The organism is Flavobacterium bizetiae (assembly GCF_024271895.1).
In the GTDB taxonomy this organism is placed as follows: domain Bacteria; phylum Bacteroidota; class Bacteroidia; order Flavobacteriales; family Flavobacteriaceae; genus Flavobacterium; species Flavobacterium bizetiae.
Genome location: NZ_CP091861.1, coordinates 155,454 through 180,835, shown reverse-complemented (window position 1 = coordinate 180,835; position 25,382 = coordinate 155,454). Strand labels below are relative to the sequence as shown.

24 protein-coding genes and 1 tRNA gene are annotated in these 25,382 nt (G+C 34.2%); 10 read left to right on the top strand and 15 right to left on the bottom strand.

Annotated features, from left to right (window positions below; translation table 11 throughout):
• Positions 1–195: 195 nt before the first annotated feature.
• Complete coding sequence (locus L0669_RS00895) at positions 196–1,455, top strand: putative DNA modification/repair radical SAM protein (RefSeq protein ID WP_263760625.1); 1,260 nt, start codon at positions 196–198, stop codon at positions 1,453–1,455.
• A 5-nt stretch (positions 1,456–1,460) separates the two neighbouring features.
• The gene (locus tag L0669_RS00890) at positions 1,461–2,243 is read left to right on the top strand and encodes a TIGR03915 family putative DNA repair protein (RefSeq protein ID WP_263760623.1); all 783 of its coding nucleotides are present in this window, start codon (positions 1,461–1,463) and stop codon (positions 2,241–2,243) included.
• Between the two features lie 17 nt (positions 2,244–2,260).
• Here L0669_RS00890 and L0669_RS00885 read toward each other — a convergent pair whose 3' ends face one another.
• Together L0669_RS00885 and L0669_RS00880 are read right to left on the bottom strand one after the other, a co-directional pair.
• Positions 2,261–3,841 carry a Na+/H+ antiporter gene (locus L0669_RS00885; RefSeq protein ID WP_263760621.1) on the bottom strand — a complete coding sequence of 527 codons (1,581 nt, stop codon included), beginning with the start codon at positions 3,839–3,841 and terminating at the stop codon, positions 2,261–2,263.
• Between the two features lie 33 nt (positions 3,842–3,874).
• A complete protein-coding gene (locus L0669_RS00880; protein ID WP_263760619.1) occupies positions 3,875–4,771 on the bottom strand; it encodes a helix-turn-helix domain-containing protein in 897 nt (298 codons plus the stop codon).
• A 168-nt stretch (positions 4,772–4,939) separates the two neighbouring features.
• On the opposite strand from L0669_RS00880, the gene L0669_RS00875 reads away from it, so the two are divergent.
• Positions 4,940–5,920, top strand: a complete 981-nt coding sequence (locus L0669_RS00875; RefSeq protein WP_263760617.1) for an aldo/keto reductase — start codon at positions 4,940–4,942, stop codon at positions 5,918–5,920.
• Positions 5,921–6,167: 247 nt separating this feature from the next.
• Here the strand turns inward: L0669_RS00875 and map are convergent, their stop codons facing one another.
• The 4 genes from map to L0669_RS00855 form a co-directional block, all read right to left on the bottom strand.
• Positions 6,168–6,932 (bottom strand): type I methionyl aminopeptidase, encoded by a 765-nt coding sequence (map, locus tag L0669_RS00870; RefSeq protein WP_263760615.1) that lies wholly within the window; start codon positions 6,930–6,932, stop codon positions 6,168–6,170.
• A 39-nt stretch (positions 6,933–6,971) separates the two neighbouring features.
• Positions 6,972–7,796, bottom strand: coding sequence for an SIR2 family NAD-dependent protein deacylase (locus tag L0669_RS00865; RefSeq protein ID WP_263760612.1), 825 nt, complete (start codon positions 7,794–7,796; stop codon positions 6,972–6,974).
• 75 nt (positions 7,797–7,871) lie between these two features.
• Entirely contained in the window at positions 7,872–8,234 is a 363-nt protein-coding gene (locus tag L0669_RS00860) for a ketosteroid isomerase (RefSeq protein WP_263760610.1), read from the bottom strand.
• 57 nt (positions 8,235–8,291) lie between these two features.
• The gene (locus L0669_RS00855) at positions 8,292–8,951 is read right to left on the bottom strand and encodes a hypothetical protein (protein ID WP_263760607.1); all 660 of its coding nucleotides are present in this window, start codon (positions 8,949–8,951) and stop codon (positions 8,292–8,294) included.
• 141 nt (positions 8,952–9,092) lie between these two features.
• On the opposite strand from L0669_RS00855, the gene L0669_RS00850 reads away from it, so the two are divergent.
• The 5 genes from L0669_RS00850 (at position 9,093) to L0669_RS00830 (ending at position 16,752) form a co-directional block, all read left to right on the top strand.
• Positions 9,093–9,572, top strand: a complete 480-nt coding sequence (locus L0669_RS00850; protein ID WP_263760605.1) for a GNAT family N-acetyltransferase — start codon at positions 9,093–9,095, stop codon at positions 9,570–9,572.
• Between the two features lie 426 nt (positions 9,573–9,998).
• Positions 9,999–12,824 carry a TonB-dependent receptor gene (locus tag L0669_RS00845; RefSeq protein WP_263760603.1) on the top strand — a complete coding sequence of 942 codons (2,826 nt, stop codon included), beginning with the start codon at positions 9,999–10,001 and terminating at the stop codon, positions 12,822–12,824.
• 27 nt (positions 12,825–12,851) lie between these two features.
• The gene (locus L0669_RS00840) at positions 12,852–14,060 is read left to right on the top strand and encodes a DUF4876 domain-containing protein (protein WP_263760601.1); all 1,209 of its coding nucleotides are present in this window, start codon (positions 12,852–12,854) and stop codon (positions 14,058–14,060) included.
• A gap of 7 nt (positions 14,061–14,067) precedes the next feature.
• Positions 14,068–15,579, top strand: coding sequence for a DUF6850 family outer membrane beta-barrel protein (locus L0669_RS00835; protein WP_263760599.1), 1,512 nt, complete (start codon positions 14,068–14,070; stop codon positions 15,577–15,579).
• A 30-nt stretch (positions 15,580–15,609) separates the two neighbouring features.
• Positions 15,610–16,752 (top strand): cytochrome-c peroxidase, encoded by a 1,143-nt coding sequence (locus L0669_RS00830; protein ID WP_263760597.1) that lies wholly within the window; start codon positions 15,610–15,612, stop codon positions 16,750–16,752.
• A 102-nt stretch (positions 16,753–16,854) separates the two neighbouring features.
• Here the strand turns inward: L0669_RS00830 and L0669_RS00825 are convergent, their stop codons facing one another.
• Complete coding sequence (locus L0669_RS00825; protein ID WP_173971736.1) at positions 16,855–17,112, bottom strand: hypothetical protein; 258 nt, start codon at positions 17,110–17,112, stop codon at positions 16,855–16,857.
• Between the two features lie 104 nt (positions 17,113–17,216).
• A tRNA-Met gene (locus L0669_RS00820) sits at positions 17,217–17,290 on the bottom strand.
• Positions 17,291–17,443: 153 nt separating this feature from the next.
• Between L0669_RS00820 and L0669_RS00815 the strand changes: the two genes are divergently transcribed.
• Positions 17,444–17,836 carry an START-like domain-containing protein gene (locus L0669_RS00815; RefSeq protein WP_026984135.1) on the top strand — a complete coding sequence of 131 codons (393 nt, stop codon included), beginning with the start codon at positions 17,444–17,446 and terminating at the stop codon, positions 17,834–17,836.
• Positions 17,837–17,890: 54 nt separating this feature from the next.
• Entirely contained in the window at positions 17,891–18,730 is an 840-nt protein-coding gene (locus tag L0669_RS00810; RefSeq protein WP_263760595.1) for an aminotransferase class IV, read from the top strand.
• On the opposite strand, the gene L0669_RS00805 is transcribed toward L0669_RS00810, so the two are convergent.
• From L0669_RS00805 to L0669_RS00775, 7 genes are all read right to left on the bottom strand, one after another.
• A complete protein-coding gene (locus L0669_RS00805) occupies positions 18,727–19,287 on the bottom strand; it encodes a YqgE/AlgH family protein (protein WP_173971738.1) in 561 nt (186 codons plus the stop codon). The two genes, L0669_RS00810 and L0669_RS00805, sit on opposite strands and share 4 nt — an antisense overlap.
• A 128-nt stretch (positions 19,288–19,415) precedes the next feature.
• Positions 19,416–19,688, bottom strand: a complete 273-nt coding sequence (locus L0669_RS00800; protein WP_017498096.1) for an HU family DNA-binding protein — start codon at positions 19,686–19,688, stop codon at positions 19,416–19,418.
• Between the two features lie 180 nt (positions 19,689–19,868).
• The gene (gene fmt, locus L0669_RS00795; protein ID WP_263760593.1) at positions 19,869–20,816 is read right to left on the bottom strand and encodes a methionyl-tRNA formyltransferase; all 948 of its coding nucleotides are present in this window, start codon (positions 20,814–20,816) and stop codon (positions 19,869–19,871) included.
• Positions 20,816–22,711: a RecQ family ATP-dependent DNA helicase gene (locus L0669_RS00790; protein WP_263760591.1), complete on the bottom strand. Its 1,896-nt coding sequence runs from the start codon at positions 22,709–22,711 to the stop codon at positions 20,816–20,818. The genes fmt and L0669_RS00790 overlap by 1 nt, the downstream gene beginning before the upstream one ends.
• Positions 22,712–22,776: 65 nt before the next feature.
• Positions 22,777–23,310 carry an AAA family ATPase gene (locus L0669_RS00785; protein ID WP_173971741.1) on the bottom strand — a complete coding sequence of 178 codons (534 nt, stop codon included), beginning with the start codon at positions 23,308–23,310 and terminating at the stop codon, positions 22,777–22,779.
• A gap of 289 nt (positions 23,311–23,599) precedes the next feature.
• Positions 23,600–24,277: a hypothetical protein gene (locus L0669_RS00780; RefSeq protein ID WP_263760589.1), complete on the bottom strand. Its 678-nt coding sequence runs from the start codon at positions 24,275–24,277 to the stop codon at positions 23,600–23,602.
• A 15-nt stretch (positions 24,278–24,292) separates the two neighbouring features.
• Positions 24,293–25,210 (bottom strand): carboxylesterase family protein, encoded by a 918-nt coding sequence (locus tag L0669_RS00775; RefSeq protein WP_263760587.1) that lies wholly within the window; start codon positions 25,208–25,210, stop codon positions 24,293–24,295.
• Positions 25,211–25,382 lie beyond the last annotated feature (172 nt).

Sequence of the window (25,382 nt, the reverse complement as noted above, 5' to 3'; positions counted from 1 at the left end):
TTTAAAAGAAGCCGAAACTATGTCTCTATGTGTAAAAAAAAATGTTTTTTCAATGTTTTTATTATTAATTAGTTGAGATTGCTTTATCGAAATTTGATACAATTTAGAACAACCAATTTCAGCCCTTTTGTATCTTAAAAGAGTAGTTTTGAGGTGAAACAAATTTAGTTTTTTAACCACTAAAAAGACTCAAAAATGGTACATGAAAGAGTGATGGAGAAGTTGTCGATTTTGGCTGATGCAGCGAAATATGATGTTTCATGTTCGTCAAGTCAAAGCAATCGAAAAAATAAGGATAACGGATTAGGAAATGCGAAAGGATATGGTATTTGCCATTCGTATACTGAAGACGGACGTTGCGTTTCGTTGCTGAAAATTTTACTAACCAATCATTGTATTTTTGATTGTGCGTATTGCGTAAGCCGAAAAAGTAATGATGTAAAACGTGCTGCTTTTACTGTGCAGGAAGTTGTGGATCTAACGGTTGGTTTTTACAGAAGAAATTATATCGAAGGTTTGTTTTTGAGTTCCGGTATTTTTGATAATCCTGATTATACAATGGAACGTTTGGTAAGGATTGCCAAGAAATTGCGTCTGGAGGAAAATTTTAATGGATACATACATCTTAAAGCGATTCCTGGTGCGAGCGACGAATTGCTGCAACAAGCCGGAATGTACGCCGATCGTTTGAGTGTAAATGTAGAAATGCCAACCGAGCAAAGCCTTAAATTATTAGCGCCGGATAAAAATCATATCGATGTGATTAAACCAATGGAATATCTTAAAAAAGAAATCGTTGGTCATAAAGAAGAGAAAAAACTCAACTACAAAGCCCCGCTTTTTGCTCCGGCGGGACAAAGCACTCAAATGGTTATTGGAGCAACTCAGGAAAATGATATGGAAATTCTGGGCATGGCCAATTATTTCTATGATCAAATGAACATGCGACGTGTATATTACTCAGGATATGTACCCATAAGTTACGATAACAGACTTCCCGCTATTGGAACTCCCGTACCTATGATTCGCGAAAACCGTTTGTATCAGGCCGACTGGCTAATTCGTTTGTACGGATTTAATGTAAATGAAATTGTAGGTTTCGATCAGCCCAATCTTGATCTTGACATCGACCCAAAATTAGGCTGGGCATTGCGAAATATGAATCAGTTTCCGGTTGATGTAAATACGGCTGATATCGAACTCATTAAACGTATTCCCGGTATTGGTTTTTTGAGTGCGAAGAAAATTGTAGCTGCCAGAAAATTTAAAAAACTCGTTCCTCAGGATTTGCAAAAATTAGGAATCGCCTATACACGCGCCAAATATTTTCTGGCCTTTGCAACGCCTTTTCAATTACAAAAGGATTTAACTTCAATTCAAATTAAAGATCAAATTTTAGATTCGCAAAAGAGTAAATACAAGAATGACTTTTCGAACCAACTTGCTTTATTTTAATAAAAATGACACAGGTAATTTACGATAGTACTTTTGAAGGCTGGGTTACAGCCGTTTTTGAAATTTATGAATATAAATTGCAGGATATTGTTTTTGCCAAAAACGAAGCTTCTGCCGATTTGCTTTTTTCGACAAATCATCTTGTGATTACAAATGAGGTAAAAGTAAATCGGGTTTTAAGCGGTTTAAAAAAACGCCTTTCTCAAAATGCATATCACGGTTTGTATCAGGCTTTTTTATCAGAAACCCAGAAGATTGAAGAAATCATGTTTCGGTATGTGCAATATGTATTGTCAAGTACCATAAATATAGAAGATGATTTTAGCAATAACGATGTTTTAGAATTACGAAAAGCCATTAGACTTACCGGAAAAGAAGCACATCGTATGGAAGCATTTGTCAGGTTTAAGTTAACCAAAGACCAATTGTACTACGCAATTGTCGAACCGGATTGTAATGTATTGCCCGTGATAGAAACTCATTTTAAAAACCGTTACGCAGATCAGCGCTGGTTAATTTATGATAGCAAACGCAAATATGGTGTGTATTACGATCTGAAAAATGTATCGACTGTAGAATTGCAATTTAATGCTGAATCGAGTTCCTCAAAATCTTTAGCCGAAATAGGGGACGAAGGCGAAGAACTTTTTCAGGATCTGTGGCGTAATTATTTCAAAAGTGTGAATATCGAATCGAGAAAAAATACAAAACTCCATCTTCAGCATATGCCAAAACGATATTGGAAACATCTGACGGAGAAAATTCCAGATCTTAAAAAGAGAGTTTGATGTTAAAATAAATGGCTTTACAGATAACGCAATTTTTCTTCTTCGATATCTAAATAATGCATTTGGCGTCTAATGATCGTTTCATCCAGAATTCGGTCTTCTTTATTTTTATTGATGAGCCATTGTCTTTGCTTATTTAATAAATCGAGATAAATTACTTTAAGCTCTTTTCCTATTTCTTCGTCATCAATGCCATTGCTGTATTGTTCCCATTTTTGAATAAGATGCTGTAGCGAAGTATTATTTTCGATTTCGTCGCTATAATTGGTTTTAAGATAATTTAAAGCAAATTCAGCTAATTCGTGACGCAGGTTATTATGTGCTTCTTCTTTTGGCAAAGGATCATAGATATTAGTCAGATTGATTTTTTTAATGAAATAAGGTAATGTGAGTCCCTGAATCACCAAGGTTAAAAGAATAACGATAAAAGTGATAAACAAAATAAGATTCCGTTGCGGAAAACCGTTGCCATTATTCAAATAAACCGGTATAGATAAGGCTGCAGCCAATGATACAACACCTCTCATTCCTGTCCAACCCAGTATAAATGGCGTTTTGTAACCTGGATTCCTTCTGTCGGCTACCGTAATAAAGTTGCGCGCAATAAGCGTCACGAGAACCGCTCCGTAAGAAGACAACATTCTGCTGATAATTAAAACAAACGTGATCAGAACGCCATACCCAATTGCCGACGAAATACTAACATCTTCGACTTTCAGGCCATCTGTAATTTGAGGCAGATCTAAACCAATCAGCATAAACACAAAACCATTTAAAATAAAAGTAAGACTCTGCCAGACATTGATACCCTGCAAACGGGACCTACTGCTCAAAAAACGATGTCTGTTATTCGATAAAAGCAAACCACCGCATACTACGGCCAATACACCGGAACTATGAACTTCCTCGGCAGCAAGGTAAATAATATAAGGGGTAATCAATGATAAAACGATGTCGACATTGGCATCGGTAGGCAAATATTTATGTGCTTTCATAAAAAGCCATCCAATTAATAAACCAATTCCAACGCCGCCAAAAATCATCCAGCTAAAACTTACCGCCGCTTTATAAAATATAAATTGTTCAGTCGCTACGGCAATCATCGCAAATCTGAAGATGATTAAAGACGATGCATCGTTCAGTAAACTTTCGCCTTCTAAAATGGAAGAAAGAGTTTTAGGTACTTTCACAAATTTTAAAATAGCGCCGGCACTTACCGCATCCGGAGGCGATACAATGCCACCCAAAACAAAACCTAAGGCTAATGAAAATCCCGGTATAATATAATTGGCAACTAATGCTACAGAAAGTGCAGAGACAAAAACGACCACAAAGGCAAAACTCGTAATAATACGTCGCCAGCGCCACATTTCTTTCCACGAAACTGTCCATGCCGCTTCGTATAATAAAGGCGGCAGAAATATAAAGAAGATCAGATCAGGTTCGATTTTTATTAAAGGTACCTTGGGAATAAAACTAATAGCCAGTCCGGCCAATACAAGTAATATCGGATAAGCAACTTTTATTTTATTAGCCAACATAATCAGTAATAAAATAACAATTAACAGGCCTAAATAAAAAGGGAAGTTATCAAGCATTCTTTTGGTTTATGAAATCTGGTTTAAGGATTTTTAGTTTAAATTTCTGTATTCAATCGGCGTGTAGCCCGTATTCTTTTTAAACATTCGATTAAAATGCTGCGGATATTTAAAACCCAGTTCAAACGCGATTTGGCTTACAGATTTTTCAGTATCAAAAATTCGTTCTTTCGCTAAGGTAATTAATTTTAAATGAATGTGTTCCTGCGCTGATTTGCCTGTTTCTTTTTTTATTAAATCTCCAAAATAATTAGAAGAAAGGTGCAAACGATCTGCAAAATATCCAACAGAAGGCAAACCTGAATCCTGCGTATTTCCAGATTGAAAATAGTCGTTTAACAAATTTTCAAATTTGGATAAAATATCAGTATTGATGTTCTCACGCGTGATAAATTGTCTGTCATAAAAACGCACACAATAATTTAAAAGCAGTTCTATATTATTACTGATAATGTTTTTGCTGTGCTTATCAATAGACTGGCTTAACTCATATTCTAATTTACTAAATAAATCTTTTATAATTTGTTGTTCTTTTAAAGATAAATGAAGTGCTTCATGAAAATCATAAGAAAAGAACGAATATTGACTGATGTTTTTCGCTAGTGAAGTTCCTCTTATCAAATCAGGATGAAAAAGTAAGGTCAAACCGGTAGATTTATAATTGTCGGTATTATTAACCTCGAGCACTTGCCCGGGTGCTACAAAAACCATTGTACCATCGTCATAATCGTAATTGTTGCGTCCGTATCTTAATTCGCCGCAATTTCCGGCTTTTAAAAATATAGCATAAAAACTAAAATGTATGCGCGTATGATTCGGCAAAGGTTTACTATTCGAATTATCAAAAACACTTATTAAAGGATGCTGCGTTTCAACATCTTTTAATTGATTGTACTGAGTTACTTTTTCGAGTTTAATGAAAGGATCCATGATGCGTCTGTGAAATTATATACACAAATATACTACTCAGATTTTTAATAACTTAGCGTGATGATGCAAATCAGTAAAAATGGTTAGAATAGCAGTAATCTGTATTATAGGCAACTGAGATTATTGAAGGAAATTTGTAGTATTAAAAATGATTTTAAAAATAAAATTATGGAAAAGAGAATATTAGGAACTCAGGGTTTAGAAGTTTCTGCACTGGGATTGGGTTGTATGGGATTAAGTTTTGCTTATGGCGCTCAGATCGAAAAACAACATGCCATAAAAATAATCAGAGAAGCCTATGAACAGGGAATTACCTTTTTTGATACTGCCGAAGCTTATGGTATTGCGAATGAAGAGTTGGTAGGAGAAGCTTTAAGTCCGTTTAGAAAAGAAGTAGTGATTGCAACCAAATTTGGTTTTAAAGATGGAAAGGCATTTAACGGACAAGATAGCAGACCGGAAAATATCAGGGCTGTCGCCGAAGAATCTCTAAGACGTTTGAAAACCGATGTTATTGATTTATTCTACCAACACAGAGTAGATCAAAATGTACCAATGGAAGACGTAGCCGGAACGGTGAAAGATCTTATACAGGAAGGAAAAGTAAAATACTTTGGACTTTCTGAAGCAGGTGCATCATCTATTCGAAAAGCGCATGCTGTTCAGCCCGTATCAGCTTTGCAAAGTGAATATTCTATTTGGTGGAGAGAACCTGAATTAGAAATTTTACCAACACTTGAAGAATTAGGAATTGGTTTTGTACCGTTTAGTCCTTTAGGAAGAGGATTTTTAACAGGCGCAATTACAGAAAGCACCAGTTTTGAAGAGAACGACTTTAGAAATACTTTACCTCGTTTTAGTGAAGAAAACAGAAAAGCCAATCAAAAATTAGTCGATTTACTTTCGGCAATTGCTTCTCAAAAACATGCCACTCCTGCACAAATTGCATTAGGCTGGTTATTGGCACAAAAACCTTGGATTGCACCAATTCCGGGTACAACAAAATCACACCGATTAACAGAAAATATTGGTGGAGCCTCAATTAAACTATCTGTAGAAGATATTAAAAATATTGATGATGCTTTTGCTCAAACTACTATTCAGGGAGATCGTTATCCTGCACAATTGCAAAAAGCAGTAGACAAATAAAAAAGTAAAAAACTTGGTGTAATTATTTTAACACATAGGAACATAGATTTTGTAACGTTGTAAAGGCGTTTCACTAACATTAACAAACATAGCTGTGCGTGAAGAAACTAGTTTCTTTTTTATCTTCTTTTACAGTCCTGTAACTTATGTTTCTATGTGTTAAATTGATTTTATTCTTAAAAAAAGCAAAACCCTTAAATAAATAACTATTTAAGGGTTTTGTTTTTTAATATCGTTTGAGAATCTGTTAATTCCAGATTCCGTTCATTGCAGTCAGAATAATAGGTTTGCCGTTTGTAACCACAATGGTATGTTCGTGTTGCGCCATATGTCCGCCTTTGTTGCCCACCATTGTCCAGCCATCATTAAGTTCTACAGCAAGCGACGAAGAAGTCGATATAAAAGTTTCAATTGCTACAACAGAATCCTTTTTAAAACGTCTCTGATCAAATCTGTTTTTATAGTTTAGTAATTCATCCGGTTGTTCATGCAAGCTTCTTCCAATACCATGTCCTCCAAGATTTTTGATTACTTTGTAACCTCTTTTTTTAGCTTCTGTTTCGATGAGATAACCTATTTCAGAAATTTTTACTCCGCCTTTTATATTGTCGATTGCTTTTTGTAAAATATCTTTTGAGGCATCAACCAATTGCTGATGTCCGTTTACATCTTCGCCAATTACAAATGAACCGCCGTTATCAGACCAGAAACCATCCAATTCTGCCGAAACATCAATGTTGATTAAATCGCCTTCTTTTAAAATTCTTTTAGCAGAAGGAATTCCGTGGCAAAATTCATTATTTACACTAATACAAGTCCATCCCGGAAAACCATACGTTAAATAAGGCGCCGATTTTGCACCTAAATCATTCAGTATTTTTCCGCCAAATTCGTCTAATTCCTTTGTTGTCATTCCAGCTTTGGCAAAGTTTCTCATTTCCTTTAGAGTATAAGCAACAGCTTCACTCACCTTTTGCATTCCGATTAATTCGGATTCTTGTTTTATTGACATGATTCTATTTTTTTCTGATTTTGTAATTTTCGTTTGGTCTCAGCAAATGTTCTTAAAAATTTCTTTTATGGTTTTAAGCGTTTCAGTTGATGTACCACGAATAATAATTTTATTTTTCTTGTCTTTAATCAATTTTGTAAACAAATTGTCTTCTGTATTAATGTCAACAATTGTTCCTCCATATTTTAAAGTAGTTTCAGCAATGACTATCGGCAAATTTGTTGCTCCCGAAGTACCCGCAATAAATAGAATACCTGAATTTTTAGCAATTTTTAAAGCGCTAAATCTTTTGTTTGTTTTTTCGTCATAACGCTCATCAAACCATAAAATATAGGGTCTCATCCAGCTGCCGCATTCTTTGCATTTTAGTAATTCAATATCATTTGCTGTTAAATCTTCGTCTATGTCTTTTCCTTTTATTTCATCCGGAAGATTTACTATTTCCTTACAACCGTTAGAACATTTAATTTCTCTGTTATTGCCATGAATTTCATAAATTCTTTTTGTTCCGGCGCGTCGGTGTAAATTGTCTATATTTTGAGTTATTAAATGAAATTTATCTTCTAAAAGATTTTCAATCTCTACTATTTCGCGGTGACTTTCGTTGGGTTCAGCACTTTCAAACATTTTTTTTCTAAAAAGAGAATATTGCCAAACCTCTTCCGGGTGTTCTTTAAAATATTTATAAGTTCCAAATTCTTCCGGTTTATGAAATTGAGTTCCCTTTATCCAGATTCCATCTATTCCTCTGTAAGTTGGTATTCCGCTATCAGCAGAAATTCCTGCACCGGTCAAAAAAGTGAACAAATTTCTGTTATTTTTATCGTATACCTTCTTTATTATTTCATAAAGTTGTTCTTCCATATCCTGATTTTAATTTCAAAAAAGAACAAATACTATTGCCTTTAAAAATTTGAAAATGAATTATCAAATACAAAACTAATTATTTTCTACCAGTTCAATATCCATAGTTTTAATTAGTCCGTCCTGAAAAGTATAAATATGCTTGACAATCCCGTCGAATATTAAATTTCCCTGAAGATCTTTTACATTCTGTTTCACCTTAACCTCCAGACTTCCATTATCCCTTTCATTAAAACCAACTGGTTCAACTTTAGGATTTATTTCCGTCCATTGTCTTGTCCAGTATTCTTTTATTTCATCATGACCGCTTATATAACCGCCTTCCCATGCTTTTGACCATTGCACCTCTTTTTGCATGGTCGATAAGGCGTTGTCAATATTTCTTTCGTTAAAAGAATGATATGCTTTCCTGATAGTATCTTCAAATTGATTTGCCATTATCTTTCAAAATTTAGTTTTAAGATTTATTCTAAAATCCTTGATTCAAATATTTGTTTACCAAAAATTCCACCATTTTTTAGTTTTGGTTATTTGCGATGTGATTTCTTTTTTTGGAGGTTCCACTTTATATTCTTCGATTATATTTCCATCAAAATCAAATTTATACCTGTTATAATCCCAGTCTGTAGCCAGGATATAATCATCATAAACAGTAAAAACGTCAATACCTTCTGGCGTAGTCCAAATGTCACGACCACCATTTTGCCAGACAATTTTTCCGTCTTTGTCAAGTCGCGTTATTAAAAGTTCACCATGAACAATGTAATCTTTATCAATATAATCAATTTCAAAACAAGTCATAGGATCTGCAACGGTTTTCCATTCGAGGTTTAAGTCCGGTATTGTTAATTTAAAAACAGTATCTGAACAACAAATTACGATTCCGCCATAACTTATTAAAGTTGTACTTCCATTTATTCCTGTTAGACCACCTTCAGCACCTATTAAACAGCTTGTTGTATTATCTTCATCGTCTGTTACTTCTATACCAATCAATGCAGCTGAGTAATTTTTGTCACTACTAATAAAAGTTTTATCATACGTTTTACTTTCGGATGGATCAGTAGAATATCTGGATTCATCATAAAACTTAATCGTATGTTTTTCTAAAACTAAAACTTCAACAGGTTTTTTCATGATAATTTGTCTTCTCAAAAAGCTTGTATTTTATAAACAAACCATTGCTAATATAAAACTATTTCACAAACAACGAACTACACCATTTACAAAAGCTAAAATTCAATTTTCTAAGCTCTTTTTTTAATTGAATCAAAAAGGATTTAATATATTTGAAATATGAGTATAGATACCAAAAACATAACGATCAGGCCTGCTGACAAGAATGATTTGCCTAAGCTAGCCCAATTTCTGCAAACTCTTGTTGATGCAGAACGACCATTTGATCCCACACTTAAAGAGGGTGAAATATTTTATTATGATATACAGGAATTGATAGAAGATAGGGCAACAGAAATATTGGTTGTCGAAAGTAATAATGAAATTATTGCAAGTGGTTATGCGCAAATTCGGGCTGCAAAACCATATGAAAAATACGAGCTATTCGGATATCTTGGTTTTATGTTTGTAAGTTTAGAATTTAGAGGAAAAGGCATTAGTGGTCTTTTGCTTGAAGAGCTTAAAAAATGGGTCTTATCTCAGGGAATTACCGAGGTAAGATTGCAGGTATATGATGAAAACGAAGCTGCAGTGCGTGCCTATGAAAAAGCAGGTTTCAAAAAAATCCTTACTACAATGCGTTGCGATATAAGTGAATGATTTTATCAGAGTAGCATTCATTCAAAATGAAAAGCCCTTAAACTAGTACAGTTTAGGGGCTTTTTTTTGCATTAAAGGGTTAGGATTCAAGCTTCACTTAAAAGAAGAAATCAAAGATATTCACTCAAAAGCAGCTTTGCTTTTTGTAATTATTTACTTTTAGAATAAAATATTAAAATAGAAAAAGTGAATTGTTTTTCAGCTTTTTATGAGTTAAGGTTAAATTTTTATCATTAAAAAATAATTTATTAAGTTGTTGTTTATTAATGATTTGTAAATATGAGAGCAAACTAATTCATCCCTTTAAAATTAGAGTTTTTACATTTTAATTTATACTATTTTTATTTAGTCTAAATTAAGTTATATTTGCAACTTTTAATCACCGTTCTGTTATACATCGTATAATCGCATTTCAAAATAAATACAATGACTTCTTGTAATAGTCTCCCCGCAATAACTGTTAAATGTGTAAAATCTATTCTTGTTTTATTATTCCTTTTGTTTTTTAACCTTGGTTTTACACAAAGCATCAATAAAATAAATATTCAGATTAGCGTTAAGGATGCCGAAAGTAAACTGCCAATAAAAGGAGTTTTGCTTGAGGCAGAAGGATTAGCTCAAAAAGGAGAAATGTTGTCAAATGATTTTGGAAATCTTATTCTGAAGGATCTTGCAACGGGGAGTTACAAAATAAAACTATCTCATAAAGGGTATAAAATCCTTGAAAAAAAGCTGGACTTTACAACAAGTCAAAATCTCACTTTAGAATTAATTCCGTCAAGTATCGAGTTAAATGAAGTTGTGGTCACGGCAACAGAATCTCGCGGAATGACCAGTACATCGATCATCGATAAACGAGCGATGCAGCATTTACAGCCTTCAAGTTTTACAGATTTATTAGAATTACTGCCTGGCGGACGCTCAAAAGATCCTGTATTTAATGCTTCTAACCATATAAAATTAAGAGAAGTAGGAACGTCTGATGCCAATTATGATATTTCATCGCTTGGAACTTCTTTTGTTATTGACGGAATTCCTTTGAATACCGATGCCAATTTGCAATACACAACAGGACCAAATGTGAGCATTACAAAAGGTTCCGGATATGCCAATACACGCAGAAACACCACATCAAAAGGCGTAGACATGCGTTCTATTTCTACAGATCAGATTGAGAAAGTAGAAATCATCAGAGGAATTTCATCTGTAGAATATGGCGATTTAACCAGCGGATTGATCAAAATTAAACGAAAAAGCGGACGCAGTAATTGGGAATCTCGTTTTAAAGCAGATGAATTTAGTAAGTTATTTTATGTAGGCAAAGGTTTTGAATCTGAAGAAAAACGGTTTGTATTGAATTTTGGTTTAGATTACCTCGATGCAAAATCAGATCCCAGAAATAGTTTCGAAAACTACAAGAGAATTACAGCATCTGTCAGGGCTCAAAAAACATGGGAAAATGAAAATCATCTTTTGCAATGGAATTCGAGTTTAGATTATAGCGGTTCTATGGACAATGAAAAAGCAGATCCAAATGTGGGTTATGCAAAAATAGACCGATATACTTCTGATTATAACCGATTTTCGATCGCTAATTCTTTCGATTTAAATTTTAAAACCTCATCATTTTTTAAATCGGTTCAATTGACGACATCCATTAGTCAGCAATATGATAAAATCGAACAGACAAAATGGGTACAGGTTTCGAATGCAACGGCGATACCTAATAATACAGAACAAGGCGAATCTGATGGTATTTTTTTAACTCCGCAGTATACTTCAAATCTTTTGGTAGACGGAAAACCGTTTGATGCTTTTTTAAAAGCGATGGGAAATTTTGAAATGCGTTTATTTGGATTAAAACATGCTCTGAAAGCAGGCTCAGAATGGACGTATTCTAAAAATAACGGAAAAGGGCAGGTGTATGATACCACGCATCCGCCATCTCCTGAAATGTCTACACGTCCCAGATCCTACAAAGACATTCCGGCAAGTACAGATATTTCTTTTTTTGCTGAAGATGCCATTACGATTTCTTTCGGAAAACATCAATTGAATGCTGCTGGCGGAATTCGGGCCATGTCGTTATTGAATGTGCCATCTGCTTATGCTATTTCCGGAAAATATTATTTCGATCCCAGAGTAAATGCGCAATGGGTTTTGCCTTCTTTTAAAATTGGAGAAAAGTCTTTTAAAACAGAATTTACGGCAGGTTTCGGGCAGTACACTAAATTTCCGACGCTCGCTCAGCTTTATCCTGATTTTATATATAATGATCTGGTGCAGCTCAACTTTTATCATAATACGCCTGAATACAGAAGAATTAATTTAATGACTTATAAAACTTCTCCTGTAAATTATGATTTAAAACCAGCAATTAATAAAAAATGGGAAATTCGAACTGATTTTTTATATGATAATAATCGATTTTCGGTTACGCTTTTTAATGAACGTTTAGATTCCGGATTCAGAAATGGTTCCCGTTATCAGGCGCTCTCTTATAAAAAATACGACAATAATTCTATCGATCCTACAACCCTGACAGCTCCGCCTGATCTCGCTCAGATGAGGTTTGTTATGGATACTTTACTGACTTCGTACAGCATTACCAATAACGGAAGTAAATTACTGAAAACCGGAGTAGAGTTTCAATTTTCTTCGAAGCGTTTTACAGCAATTAATACCCGTTTTACCGTAAATGGCGCCTGGTTTAAAACGACGTATACCAATAGCAATCCTGTCTATAAAAGCGGACAAAAAGATATTATTATAAACGGAAAACGACTTCCGTACATAGGTCTTTATCAATGGGATGATGGCTCAGAAAAGCAACAATTAAATACCAACCTAATTGTAGATACTTATGTTCCTTCACTTGGTTTGGAGTTCTCGAGTTCGTTTCAGTTTTTATGGTTTAGAAGCGATCAGTCTACGCCGCTAAACGGAACGCCAATCGCGTATATAGATCCTTCAGGAAAAGAACATCCTTATCTCGAAAAAGACAAAACCGATCCTGTTTTGCAATGGCTGGACATCAAATACAATGATGCTTTGTTTCAGAAAAAAACAATCCCAATGTCGATGAACATGAATTTAAAAGTCTCTAAGGATTTTTATAAGAGATTTAGAATTTCCATGTTCGTTAACCGACTTTTTAGTTACTATCAAAACTACGAAATCAACGGTCAGAAAATAGAACGAAGAGGACTTAACTCTCCTTATTTCGGGATGGAAATCAACTTGAATTTTTAACTTTTAATATTAATAAATACAGCAATTATGAAAATTAAATTACTTCCCATTTATCTAACGATAGCCGTAATGGCACTATTACAATCTTGTTCTAAAGACGATGACAACGATAGCGGCAAACAAACTGCCTTGACGCTAAAATTGGTAAATCCAACAGATCTTACTAATGTTACCTTTTCTGAACTTTCGGTTTCTTTTAAAGAATTGAATACAGGAAAAGTAACGCCAAGCAGCGCTTTTGTAAATAATAATCTTTCGATTAATCTAAATGAAGGTTCTTATGAAATTTCTGTTGATGGAAAAATTAAGTACGATGCCGACGGAACTATTGTTGAAGCCTCTGTAAGTGGTTATAAAGAATCGGTTGTAGTTACCGGAGGAAGCGCTGTTGTTTCCTTAAACCTTTTCCTGAAAACAACACAATCAGATTTTGTTATCGAAGAGATATTCTTTACAGGAACAAAAACTGCCGAAGGCAAACAATATCAGGGTGATAAATACTTTAAAATTCACAACAATACAGATCATATTTTATATGCAGACGGATTAATGATCGCGCAATCAGAATTTATGACCGTTGACAAACAAGATTACACGCCAAATATTATGGCACAATCATTTGCAGCATCAGCGATTGCAATTGTTCCAGGAACTGGAAAAACGTATCCAATTGCACCAGGTGAATTTTTTATTATTGCCGATGATGCTATTAACCACAAAGAATACAATCCGGGTTCAATCGATTTAAGAACGGCGACTTTCGAATTTTATACAGAAGATGCCGATGATGTAGATAATCCTGCGGTGCCTAATATGGAGAATTTATTTTCTTCGATGATCATTCATAATAGAGGTTTTAAAAGTTTTGTAATTGCCCGTTTACCAGTCAGCAAAAACACTTATTTAGCAGATTATACCTATGATTACGAATATAATTTAGTGTTTGGAGGAGAAAGTTACCCAATGGGAGAAAGCGTTTATTCTATCCCAAATGCATGGATTGTAGATGCTGTAAACTTAAGCGTTCAGTCAGAATTTAAATGGATTGTTACAGCTCCGTCATTAGATAAAGGATGGACATACTGCGGAAAAGTTGATGCTGACCAAACACGTTACGGAAAAAGTGTTCGTCGTAAAGTGCTTTCGACAACTTCAAACGGTAAAAAAATATTGAAGGATACTAATAATTCTACATTAGATTTTAGCGCTGAAGCTAAACCATCTTTAATGAACTAATACAATCATGAGCTTTCGTTTCATCTTACTGTTTTTTATTTTTAGTTCCGGTATTTTGCATGCGCAGGACAGTACTTCGGTGCTGCTGCGTATTCGCGAAAATCAGCTTCCTGAAAATAATTTTTCTAATGCCTTTTATACAAATCCTGCCAATATGCATTATGCGCGACATTATTCGTTATCGCAATTAAGTGCCGGTTATAATAATTCGTCGCAGCAAACCAATATACAGCAACTAGGAAATGGCATTCGTCAGTTTCTGGTCAACGCACAATCCTATTATAAGATCGATGCCGAAAACACCGTTTGGGGAAATGCCCATTATAAAAATGGCCAACGTAAAAATGTACAATGGAATGAAAGCTCAGATTTTCAAATCATATATCCGTATGTAACCGCTGATTCTATAGGAGGAAATCTCTCTTTCGAGGAATATTCTTTTAAAGGAGGTTATACTAAAGCCTTTCAAAAAACGACACTCGGGATTGTGGCTGATTATCGCGCTTTGATGGAATATCGTGATACAGATCCGAGACCTAAAAATACGGTTTCAGATCTTAACGTGGCAGTTGGTCTTTCGCAAAACATAGGGAATCATTATGCTATAGGAACTTCGGTTAATCTTCAGAAATATACCCAATCGAATAATTTAAAATTCTTTAGCGAATTAGGCGCTCCGGCTGTGTATCATATGACAGGTCTTGGTATGTATAGTAACTGGCTTACCGGAAACAAACTAAGTTCTTTTTATGACGGAAAAGGATATGGCGCAAATGTGCAATTTTTTCCTAAAGATCGAAATGGATTTGCCTTATCTGTAGGATACAATCATTTTGATTACGAAAAAATAATGACCGAATTTCAAAATCTTATTGCCTCAAGTATTCTGGAAAAAAGATACGAAGGTGAGGTTTCGTATTTAAAAAAATCCGAAGAAAGATCGTGGGGTACAAAAGTTGAATTTTATTATAGTTATCGCGCCGGAACCGAGAATATATTCGACAACCAGACCACAACATCGTATGTCAAAATATCCGAGTATACTAAATATACCAATCAGGTAACATCAGTATTATTTTCCGGATTGTACAGTATTCCCAATCCTGAATTTTCGTGGTCGGTGGCACCGGGTTTTAATTTAAAAAATACTGCCACAAAATACATTGATCCTTTACGCAAAGTCGATGTTCAGCAGGCTATTAGCCGAATCGATTTTTCGGTATCAAAACTTTTTTCGAAATCGCTAATCAATCTGTCAACTTCTTTCGAGCATAGTTGGGCTTTAGATGCTAAAATGAATCTTAGTGATCGTACCGAAACCAATCAGATTTTCGAAATGTTAGATTACAATTTCGATTATTTGTCTTCTGCTTACACCAAAGTTAATCTGGCATGGCGTTGGGATTACAAATACGCAGCCAACCTTAATTTTTTTGCTAAAGCAGGTTTCGATTACTATAATTATTCTAATAATAAAAACAATACCTATTTTCAAATGTCACTGGGTTTGACATTTTAATTGATATTAAAAAATCTCTATTGCTTTATAATGAAGTCTATTTTATTAAAAACCTTTTTTTTCGTTTTCTCCATCAGCATTGTATATTCATTACTGAGTTTTGGTGCTTCTATAAGCGAAAAAATAACAAACGAAAATTGGCGGGAACTTTATAGTAAACCAACCAAACAGTGGCCAAAACCTACGATCGATAAGGATGTTGTCTGGCAGGAATTAGAATCTTTGGATATTGATACCAGCTATTATGAGAGAATGGAAGATCCGAAAGTAATTTTAGGTCAGATGCTTTTTTTTGATCCAAAACTTTCCGGTTCGAATCAGGTTTCGTGCAGCAGTTGTCATGATCCGGAATTGGCCTGGGGAGATGGGAGAGAAGTATCTTTAGGAAATGACCATTTACAAGGCAAAAGAAATACACCATCATTATATAATATAAATGCCCGAAAATCATTTTTTTGGGATGGTCGTGCAAGTACTTTAGAAGAACAGGCGCAAGGCCCAATTACGGCACATCATGAAATGAATATGGATTCGAAAAGTCTGGCTAAAAAACTGAAAAAAGTAAAAGGTTACGCTGGCTTATTTCAGAATGCTTACGGAAATGCTGATATTACTTATGAAAAAATCCTGCAATCGTTAGCCACTTTTCAAAAAACAATACTCAGCAAAAGAAGCCGATTCGATGCTTTTGTAGATGGCGATTACACGCAGTTATCTGATCAGGAAATACACGGACTTCATCTTTTTCGTACCAAAGCACGTTGCATCAATTGTCATTCAGGAAAATATTTAACCGATGAATCATTTCATAATATCGGTTTAACCTATTATAAAAGAGAATTTGAAGATTTAGGACTTTTTAATATTACCAAAAAAGCAGAAGATGTGGGTAAATTCAGAACTCCTTCGCTTCGTGATGTAATGTACACAGGACCTTGGATGCACAACGGTTTTTTTGATAATATGACAGGTATTATCAATATTTACAACAGCGGAATGCATATGATTGATCCTGATGAAGCTGAAAAAGCTGCTGATCCTTTATTTCCAAAAACAGATGTTTTGTTACAGCCCTTAAACCTTGCTGATACCGAAATTGAAGCCTTAGTTGCATTTATCAAAACATTATCCGGTCGACAATACAAGATGGAGCGTCCGCAAATACCGAGATAGAGCAACATTAAAGTTGTAAAGTGATAAAAGGATTCGAATATTTGAATACTTTTATCTCACTTTATATTTCATGACCTATTCTTTGCGTAACAGAAAGATAATTTATTTCTCTTCTTCTAAACCGTCAACAGCAGAAATCTGATCCAGGATGTTTGTTTGGTTAGGCGAAATGTAGTTTTTTACTTCGCTCGGAGTTTCTTTCTTAAAAAGAAGATCTAAGGCGTGATAAAGTCGTAATAAAACTTCTTTGTCTTCTTTTTCAATTTCTAAAGCAGTATTAAAATTAAAAACATAATTATTCGAATTGCGTACTTCTACTTTTATCGTTTTTGATGTGATTTTAAATTTAACTATATCCATTGTTTCTTCTTTTTTAGATATTTGAGATGTTCTTATGAAGTTCTTTTAAACAAAACTACAATAAAAAAACCCTAATCAATTGATGATTAGGGTTTTGTTTTTTGTAGCGAGGACGGGAGTTGAACCCGTGACCTCAGGGTTATGAATCCTGCGCTCTAACCAACTGAGCTACCTCGCCAAGATTGCAAGTGAACCGTGTTCCTCATTGCGGGTGCAAAGATAGAAATAATATTAATTGTTGCAAGAATAAAATGAAGAAAAAAAAATATTTTTAAAAATGCATTGTTTTTGGACATATATTCTTATATTTCGAAAAAATTAAAAGTAGCACATGGATCCAAAAATACGTTACGAAATCGAGTTTCCCATAAATTCTTCGCCGCAATTATTATATCAATATATATCAACACCGTCAGGTTTGTCAGAATGGTTTGCAGACAATGTAAACTCAAGAGGCGAATTTTTCACTTTTATCTGGAATGACTCGCAGGAAAAAGCACGTTTGGCGTCTAAAAAAACAGGAGAAAAAGTAAAATTCAAATGGGTTGACGAAAGCAGTAAGGATACAGAATACTTTTTTGAGTTGCATATCTTAGTTGATGAACTGACTAAAGATGTGTCATTAATGGTAGTCGATTTCGCTGAAAAAGAAGAAGTAGGAGAAGCTAAACAATTGTGGGAGAATCAGATCTCAGATCTAAAACATCTTATAGGATCTGTTTAGTAAAATTCTATTTTATACCTTATATTTGCCCTGAACAAAATTCAGGGTTTTTTTATGATCAATTTTAACGGAAACATAGTAGCACAAGACGATAATGTATTAACTCAAAATCGTGCTTTTTTGTATGGAGATGGTGTTTTTGAAACACTAAAAATAGTGAATAATAAAATCTTGTTTGTCGAAGATCATTACTTTAGATTAATGGCTTCGATGCGTGTGGTTCGAATGGAAATTCCGATGAACTTTACAATGGAATATTTTGAAGAACAGGTTTTAAATCTGGTAAATCAAAAAAATATTTCGGGTTCAGCAAGAGCAAGAATTACGGTTTTTAGAAACGATGGTGGTTTGTATTTGCCAAAAACAAATGAAGTTTCATTTTTAATTCACGCAACGGCACTTGAAAGCACTTTTTATGCTCTAAATACTGCAGAATACGAAGTAGATCTGTATAAAGACTTCTATGTGACCAAACAATTATTATCGTCGATTAAAACGACTAATAAAATGATAAATGTTACCGGAAGCATTTTTGCTCACGAAAATGGTCTGGCTAACTGCATTTTAGTAAATGATACTAAAAATGTTGTTGAAGCATTACAGGGAAATTTATTTATGGTTGTGGGTAAAAAATTGATTACGCCGCCAGTTTCTGAAGGATGTTTGAACGGTATCATGCGTAAGCAAATATTAGCTTTGGCTAAAAAAATAACAGACATAGAAGTAGTTGAAGAAATAATTTCGCCATTTGATCTTCAAAAAGCTGACGAATTATTTCTGACAAATGTAATCACGGGGATACAACCGATAACTAAGTATCGAAAAAAGGAGTTTACAAGCAATCTGGCTCATTTATTAGTGCAAAAACTGAATGAATCTATATCTGAAAATTAATTCAGATACGGATTTTCAGGTGCATTCGACCAAATAAGATAGTCGCCTCCGAGCTCAATAATTTGCTCTTTCCAAAAATGGGTAGTCGATTTTCCGATAATTTTGTTTTTATAACTATTATCAGTAATGATCCAGGAGTTTCCCTGCATTTCACTCTCAAGCTGATTTTCGTCCCAACCGGTATAACCTAAGAAAAAGCGAATATTGTTTTTACCAATAGATCCGTCGTTTATTAAGTCTTTAGTCGATTCAAAATCACCTCCCCAATAAATTCCGTTAGAAATCTCAACACTGTTGGGTATCAATTCCGGAATATTGTGAATAAAATAAAGGTTGTCCTGTTCAACCGGGCCTCCGTTATATATTTTGAAACTGGCGTCAATTTCAGGTATCAAATCATTAATAGTATACTTTAAGGGTTTATTAATGATGAATCCTATTGATCCTTCTTTGTTATGGTCTGCTAATAAAATTACCGATCTATTAAAAGATAAATCTCCAATTATAGAAGGCTCGGCAATAAGCAGGTGTCCTTTTTTTAATTTTTCTGAAATCATACGGCTACAATTTTTATTAAATTTAATCATAAAATTTTTAAAATCCCAAATAAAATCGTTAAACCGCACAAAAAAACCCTCCATGAGGAGGGTTTTGATTATATTATAAGTTTAGAGAACTTTCTTACTTAGTTCACTGCACCTTCTAATTCTGCTCCAGCTTTGAATTTTACAACATTTTTAGCAGCGATTTGAATAGTTTTTCCAGTTTGAGGGTTTCTTCCGTCTCTAGCAGCTCTAGCAGATACTGACCAAGATCCAAAACCTACTAATGAAACTCTACCACCTTTTTTCAAAGTAGCTCCTACGTTTCCTAAAAATGACTCTAAAGCTAATTTTGCCGCAGCTTTTGTAATTCCTGCATCAGCAGCGATAGCATCGATTAATTCTGATTTGTTCATAATAATTAGTTATTAATTGTTGGTTAAAAAAAATTGTTAATACACAAATTTAGTAGGAAATCCGTTCCTTGCAAGTGTTTTCTTTAATTTTAGCAAAAATTGTTGATAACTTGCTTTTTTTGTTCATAACGCTGGTTGTTTGTCGGTGAAAATCAGGTAAAAACCCCCGTTTTATTGACCTTAATAGACCTTTGCGTTATCAGAAAAAGTTATCCCATTTAATAATTCTGCTACTTGCATTCTCTTTTTCCCTGGTAATTGTAAACTCAAAAGTTGAATAAAGCCGTCTTTGATCGCAATTTTGATTTCTTTTTTACTGCTAATCAAGCTTCCAACTTCGTATGAATGGCTTTCTGAAATGAGTTTTGCCTCGTATATTTTGATGCTTAATTCTTCGTCTTTGTCTTTTAAGAAACACCACGAAGCAGGATATGGGCTTAAACCGCGAATTAAATTATTAATTTCTTCTCCGGATTTCGTCCAGTCGATCTTACAATTTTCCTTGTTTAATTTGTAAGCCGTTTTAATTTCGGCATCGTCTTCCTGAATTGTAGTTGTTACATTTCCGTTTTCAATAACCTTTAATGTGTCAATTACAGTTTTGCTTCCTAATAACATTAATCGGTCGTGCAATTGTCCGGCATTTTCTTCCGGTTCGATAGCAATTTCAGAATTTAAGATCATTGCTCCGGTATCTATTTTATCATCAATGAAAAATGTAGTTACTCCGGTTTTTGTTTCTCCGTTAATAATTGCCCAATTGATAGGTGCGGCACCACGATAATTGGGTAATAATGAAGCATGAAGATTAAAAGTTCCTAAGCTTGGCATTTCCCAAACTACTTTTGGTAACATTCTAAAAGCAACTACAATCTGTAAATTAGCATTAAGCGCTTTTAATTCAGCAAGAAAACTTTCGTCTTTTAAATTTGTTGGTTGTAATAAAGTAAGATTATTTGCCAAAGCATATTCTTTTACAGCCGAATATTTTATTTTTTGTCCACGTCCCGCCGGTTTGTCTGCAGCTGTAATAACGCCAACAACATCATAATTTTTTTTGATAATGGTGTCCAGAATGCCTACGGCAAATTCCGGAGTTCCCATAAATATGATTCTCAATTTTTCCATTATAATTTTAAAGTGTATTTATTGTTTGCCTGAATAGTAATATAATTGTTCTCCAGTAATTCCTGAAGTGCCAAAATTACATCATTTGCATCAAGTTTTATTTGGGTTTCAATTTCTCTCGAAGTCAAAGCTGCGGATTTTAATAAGTGCAGAATTTTATCTGCAATCGAATCGGCCTCGGTAATTTTGCCTTTTTGTGTAATGCAATAAGAGCAAACGCCACAATTTTCTTTGGTTTCTTCTCCAAAGTAATCCAAAATCAATCTGTTTTTGCAGGTTTTATTGTCCTTAATATAATGTAGTACAGATAAAAGCTGGTCTTTTTTAAGCTGATTTTGTTTTTCGAGATATTTAGCGACTCTGTTTATGGTAAGATTATCTTCGCGAACTTCATTAAATAATATAGTAGCGTCGTTATTTTTAGATTTGTATTCGATGATTTCTTTCTCTTTTAGTTTTTCTAAAACAGCAGAAACTTGTGCTTCGGTATGATTTGATTTTTTTGCAATGAGCGAAATGTTAAACGGCATTTTCATTTCGTAAATTCCGGGATAAGTTCTCAGGATTGCCAAAATAATTTCTTCATCATTAGGATTCAGACTCATGTATCTGATTACTTCTTTCGATTCAATCAAAAACTGCATTGTAATTTTTTCAGAGAATTCCTGAGACATCGTGATAATTCCCTGCTGATTTAAAAACTGCAAAGCATTGTATGTTTTTAAGGTAGGGAAGTCGTACTTCTGACAAAAATGATTCAGTTTAAACGAAAAAGAATCATCTAAACCTTCGCCATAAGCAATCTGAAAATAATTGCAAAGTTTGACATACATCGTATTCAGAAATTTTTTATCCGGCAGAATGCTTAAAAATTGCTGTTCGGTTTGATTGCTGTCTGAAGAATTGGTTAAAACAACCGAAAATGCTTTTTCGCCATTTCGTCCCGCTCTTCCGGATTCCTGATAATAATTTTCTATATTTTCAGGAAGCTGAGTATGAATAACCGTTTTTACATTGTCTTTGTCGATTCCCATTCCAAACGCATTCGTGGCAACAATTACCTGCGCTTGTTCGGACATCCACAATTGCATGTTTTTGTCTTTTTCTTTTGCCGAAAGGCCACCGTGATAATACGTCGCTTTAAATCCTAAAGATTGTAATTGCGTCGACATATTCAGGCACGATTTTCTATTTCGTACATATATAATAGAGGGCTGCGGGTTTTTCTTTAATATTTGTTCCGTTCGGTACAATTTGTCTTCGACTTCAAAAACCATGTAGGCGATATTTTTTCTTTCAAAAGATTGCTGAAAAAGTATCGGATCTTTCAATCCTAATTCTGTTTTAATATCTTCAATCACTCTTGGAGTTGCCGTTGCTGTTAAAGCCAAAAATGGAATCTTCGGAAAATGTTTTTTAAGTTCTGAAATCTTCAAATAAGCCGGACGAAAATCATGTCCCCATTGCGAAACACAATGCGCTTCATCAATGGCAATTAAATTTATAGGAAGATTTTTTAAGCGTTCTAAAATCCAGTCAGACTGAAGCCGCTCCGGAGAAAGATATAAGAATTTGTAATTTCCAAATTGGCAATTGTCGAGAAGATCGATAATTTCTTCCGTATGAATTCCGCCTGTAAGCGCAATCGCTTTAATTTCTCGTTTTTGCAAATTGGCGACCTGATCTTTCATCAAAGCAACCAGAGGAGAAACGACCAGGCAAATACCTTCTTTCATCATGGCCGGAACCTGAAAACAAATCGATTTTCCGCCGCCGGTTGGGAGCAGCGCAAAAGTATCCTGACCATCCAAAACCGAGTCAATAATCTCCTTTTGCAACGGTCTAAAACTGTCGTGTTTCCAGTATTTTAAAAGAATTTTTTGCGCTTCAGGCATTGGTCTCGTTTTAAAGTTAAAAAATTTAGAAATCAGTTTCTAGTTTTGCAACTTTAAACACCTGCCTAAATTTTATCTAAGATATAAAGAATTCTGTTGTCAACCGTATCTTTTGGCACCTCAATTAAGTCGTAACCATATTTCTTATAGGTTTCAACAAGGTGTTTTTGAATGGTTAATGCCTGTTCGAAATTTTCGTAACGCTCTGTGTCACATTCGTAAATTTCTTCCCAAGGTGGTAAAATAAAAGTTTTTGTGTATTTAAAATCCTCGCAGGCTTTTACAAAATGCTCCGGATAATCATCGCCAATATAATCCATATAGGCTACAACATCAGGAATTCCGCGATCTATAAAAACTACATTATCAGGTTCTTCAAGAGCGTCTTCGTATTGTTTGATGCGTCCTTCAAGCAACATTTCGCTAAATAAAAGAGGTTGTTCCAGAAACAATTGGTCGATACCACGTTGTTGTGCTTCGAGTGTAACTTGTCTTGAAATTTCAGGATAACAACAGTAGCCACGAGCCACTAATTCGTTGATTAGAGTAGATTTTCCCGTTCCCGGGCCACCAATGAGAACTATGATTTGTTTTTGCACTTTCTTAAAATAAAGCGCAAATTTACCTAAACTTATTGTATTTAAAAAGATTATTTTGCCTTGAGCGAATGATTTCGCAATTTTAGGTTATAAAGGTCCTGTTTTTGGCTAAAACTGGACTGAAGTCCAGCTCTACAAAATGAATCGTTCCTCTGGAACTCCAACGAAAAAGAGCCATAGGCTCGGCAAATATCGTAGGGCTGGACTTTAGTCCAGTTGAGATGATATATATTGACGAATTTTAATTTTGAATAGCCGTTGGTTTCAACCAACGGAATAAACGATTTGATTAGGTTTTGGCTTTAGCCGAATTATTTTTGATCTTTTTATCTTCAAAAATAAGCTTTAGGTCACAATATAAATAAATTCCAATAATTCCAAGCATTGGAATTGCTAATAGAAATCCTCTTTCTGGAATAATTGAAAAAATACTGATTAATATTAATGCAAAACAAAATGGGTAAGTAAATAATCTTGTTAGTATTTTAGATTTGGACCATTCTCGTTCTTGTTTATCTTCTGTTTTGACACCAATTATTTTGTAAAAATCATTTAATTGCTCTTTTTTCTCATATTTAGATATTTTATTACTGACTAAATAACAAACAAAAGTTAAAAAGAGAAAAGCACTTATACAGGCGAAGAAACGCTTGAATTCAAAATCAGTAAAAGCGTTTAATAGTAAAGGAAAGAAGAAGAACAAGGGGAATAATAATTGTGAAAACTTTGCAATTGGATTTAATTTATCAGTGGTTTTTATAAGTTTATTTTCAGAATTAAATTCAAAAGTGAAAATCGGATAGGACATTCCTGTGGTATTTGTTCTTTTCCACACTTTAATGGTGTTCTCTTTAATTTCACCAAATGATCTATACTGTTTTGTAATTGAGTAAAGAAAATGATTCTTGATAGTGTCTTCTTTTTTGACTTCTATCAACTTTTGAATATCAGACTTTGTTATTTCCATTTTACTAATACAAGATTACTCACAAAAGAAATATTTCCCATTACCCGCACCTTTCTTTTCAGAAGGAATAATAACGTGCGATTCAAATCTTTTTCCTTTCAAAACATCATTTACAAAATCCAGAACATATTGCTGTCCCTGATGAAAAAGATATCCTGAGAATTCATGTCCGCCACCGCAAAAAGTAATCAGTTCAATGTCTTTGTGAAGTTCATTCATGTGATTGTAAACAGCGTAAGAACCAAATAAAATCATCCAGCCCGAAGCATTTGTTGGGCACGAACGGTGCGAACCTGCATTATACGGAACCGTTTCGTCATTGTTTCCGTGTGCCAATAACATCGGAATCGCTTTTTCTTTCTTAATTAAATTGATATCCATAATAGCACCGGAACCTCCAATAAATCCGGCATATTTAAAGTTTTGAGGCAAATTGTTTTGATATAAATTCATGAGTTTATAATCCCAAAAGGAAGCATGGAAACCAATTTCGGCACCGGCACTAATACCGGAAATGAATATTTTTGATGTGTCGAGATTGTATTTGTTTGCATTTTCAATCAAAAACGAAGTCGCCTGCCACATATCGCTCACGCCAAGTTGTATTGCTTTTACTTTTTCGGTTAAGGAACCTTTGCATCCAAAATCTTTTCCTTTCATATATAAAGTATACGAAATGCTGGCAACTGCGTAACCATTTTTAGCCATAAAGATTCCGAAGTCTTTCTCGCCAGTGCGTTCTCCGCCTGAAAATCCTCCACCAAAAGCAAAAATGATTAACGGAATTTTTTCGTTAGCTTTCTTCTTTGGTAAATACAAATCAAGATCAAGTTTGATGCTGTCATTTTGAAAATAAGTCATCGTTTTGATTTCCTGTGCTTTTATCGAATTAAATGTAAAAGGTATTAAAAGAAGAAGAATGTATTTTTTCATTATAATATATTTTGATCCCGTGTCGGGAAGGCCTAAAGTCAATAATAGAAATTGTAAAAAAAACTTTGAGGCTTTGTGGGTAATTTTTCTGTATTGTTTTCTCAAAAGTAAAAGTTTTGTCACGAATTTCAAGGGGTTTCGCAAATTTTAACTTTAGAAGTAATCAGAAAAT

Bases quoted from the DNA above. Each gene is read 5' to 3' on its own strand.
- L0669_RS00775 (WP_263760587.1), bottom strand. From the start codon at position 25,210: ATGAAAAAATACATTCTTCTTCTTTTAATACCTTTTACATTTAATTCG.
- L0669_RS00880 (WP_263760619.1), bottom strand. From the start codon at position 4,771: ATGGATCCTTTCATTAAACTCGAAAAAGTAACTCAGTACAATCAATTA.
- L0669_RS00865 (WP_263760612.1), bottom strand. From the start codon at position 7,796: ATGGAAGAACAACTTTATGAAATAATAAAGAAGGTATACGATAAAAAT.
- L0669_RS00835 (WP_263760599.1), top strand. From the start codon at position 14,068: ATGAGCTTTCGTTTCATCTTACTGTTTTTTATTTTTAGTTCCGGTATT.
- L0669_RS00825 (WP_173971736.1), bottom strand. From the start codon at position 17,112: ATGGATATAGTTAAATTTAAAATCACATCAAAAACGATAAAAGTAGAA.
- L0669_RS00805 (WP_173971738.1), bottom strand. From the start codon at position 19,287: ATGATTTCAGAAAAATTAAAAAAAGGACACCTGCTTATTGCCGAGCCT.
- L0669_RS00895 (WP_263760625.1), top strand. From the start codon at position 196: ATGGTACATGAAAGAGTGATGGAGAAGTTGTCGATTTTGGCTGATGCA.
- L0669_RS00860 (WP_263760610.1), bottom strand. From the start codon at position 8,234: ATGGCAAATCAATTTGAAGATACTATCAGGAAAGCATATCATTCTTTT.
- L0669_RS00780 (WP_263760589.1), bottom strand. From the start codon at position 24,277: ATGGAAATAACAAAGTCTGATATTCAAAAGTTGATAGAAGTCAAAAAA.
- L0669_RS00885 (WP_263760621.1), bottom strand. From the start codon at position 3,841: ATGCTTGATAACTTCCCTTTTTATTTAGGCCTGTTAATTGTTATTTTA.
- L0669_RS00845 (WP_263760603.1), top strand. From the start codon at position 9,999: ATGACTTCTTGTAATAGTCTCCCCGCAATAACTGTTAAATGTGTAAAA.
- L0669_RS00840 (WP_263760601.1), top strand. From the start codon at position 12,852: ATGAAAATTAAATTACTTCCCATTTATCTAACGATAGCCGTAATGGCA.
- L0669_RS00810 (WP_263760595.1), top strand. From the start codon at position 17,891: ATGATCAATTTTAACGGAAACATAGTAGCACAAGACGATAATGTATTA.
- L0669_RS00790 (WP_263760591.1), bottom strand. From the start codon at position 22,711: ATGCCTGAAGCGCAAAAAATTCTTTTAAAATACTGGAAACACGACAGT.
- fmt (WP_263760593.1), bottom strand. From the start codon at position 20,816: ATGGAAAAATTGAGAATCATATTTATGGGAACTCCGGAATTTGCCGTA.
- L0669_RS00830 (WP_263760597.1), top strand. From the start codon at position 15,610: ATGAAGTCTATTTTATTAAAAACCTTTTTTTTCGTTTTCTCCATCAGC.
- L0669_RS00890 (WP_263760623.1), top strand. From the start codon at position 1,461: ATGACACAGGTAATTTACGATAGTACTTTTGAAGGCTGGGTTACAGCC.
- map (WP_263760615.1), bottom strand. From the start codon at position 6,932: ATGTCAATAAAACAAGAATCCGAATTAATCGGAATGCAAAAGGTGAGT.
- L0669_RS00815 (WP_026984135.1), top strand. From the start codon at position 17,444: ATGGATCCAAAAATACGTTACGAAATCGAGTTTCCCATAAATTCTTCG.
- L0669_RS00850 (WP_263760605.1), top strand. From the start codon at position 9,093: ATGAGTATAGATACCAAAAACATAACGATCAGGCCTGCTGACAAGAAT.
- L0669_RS00800 (WP_017498096.1), bottom strand. From the start codon at position 19,688: ATGAACAAATCAGAATTAATCGATGCTATCGCTGCTGATGCAGGAATT.
- L0669_RS00875 (WP_263760617.1), top strand. From the start codon at position 4,940: ATGGAAAAGAGAATATTAGGAACTCAGGGTTTAGAAGTTTCTGCACTG.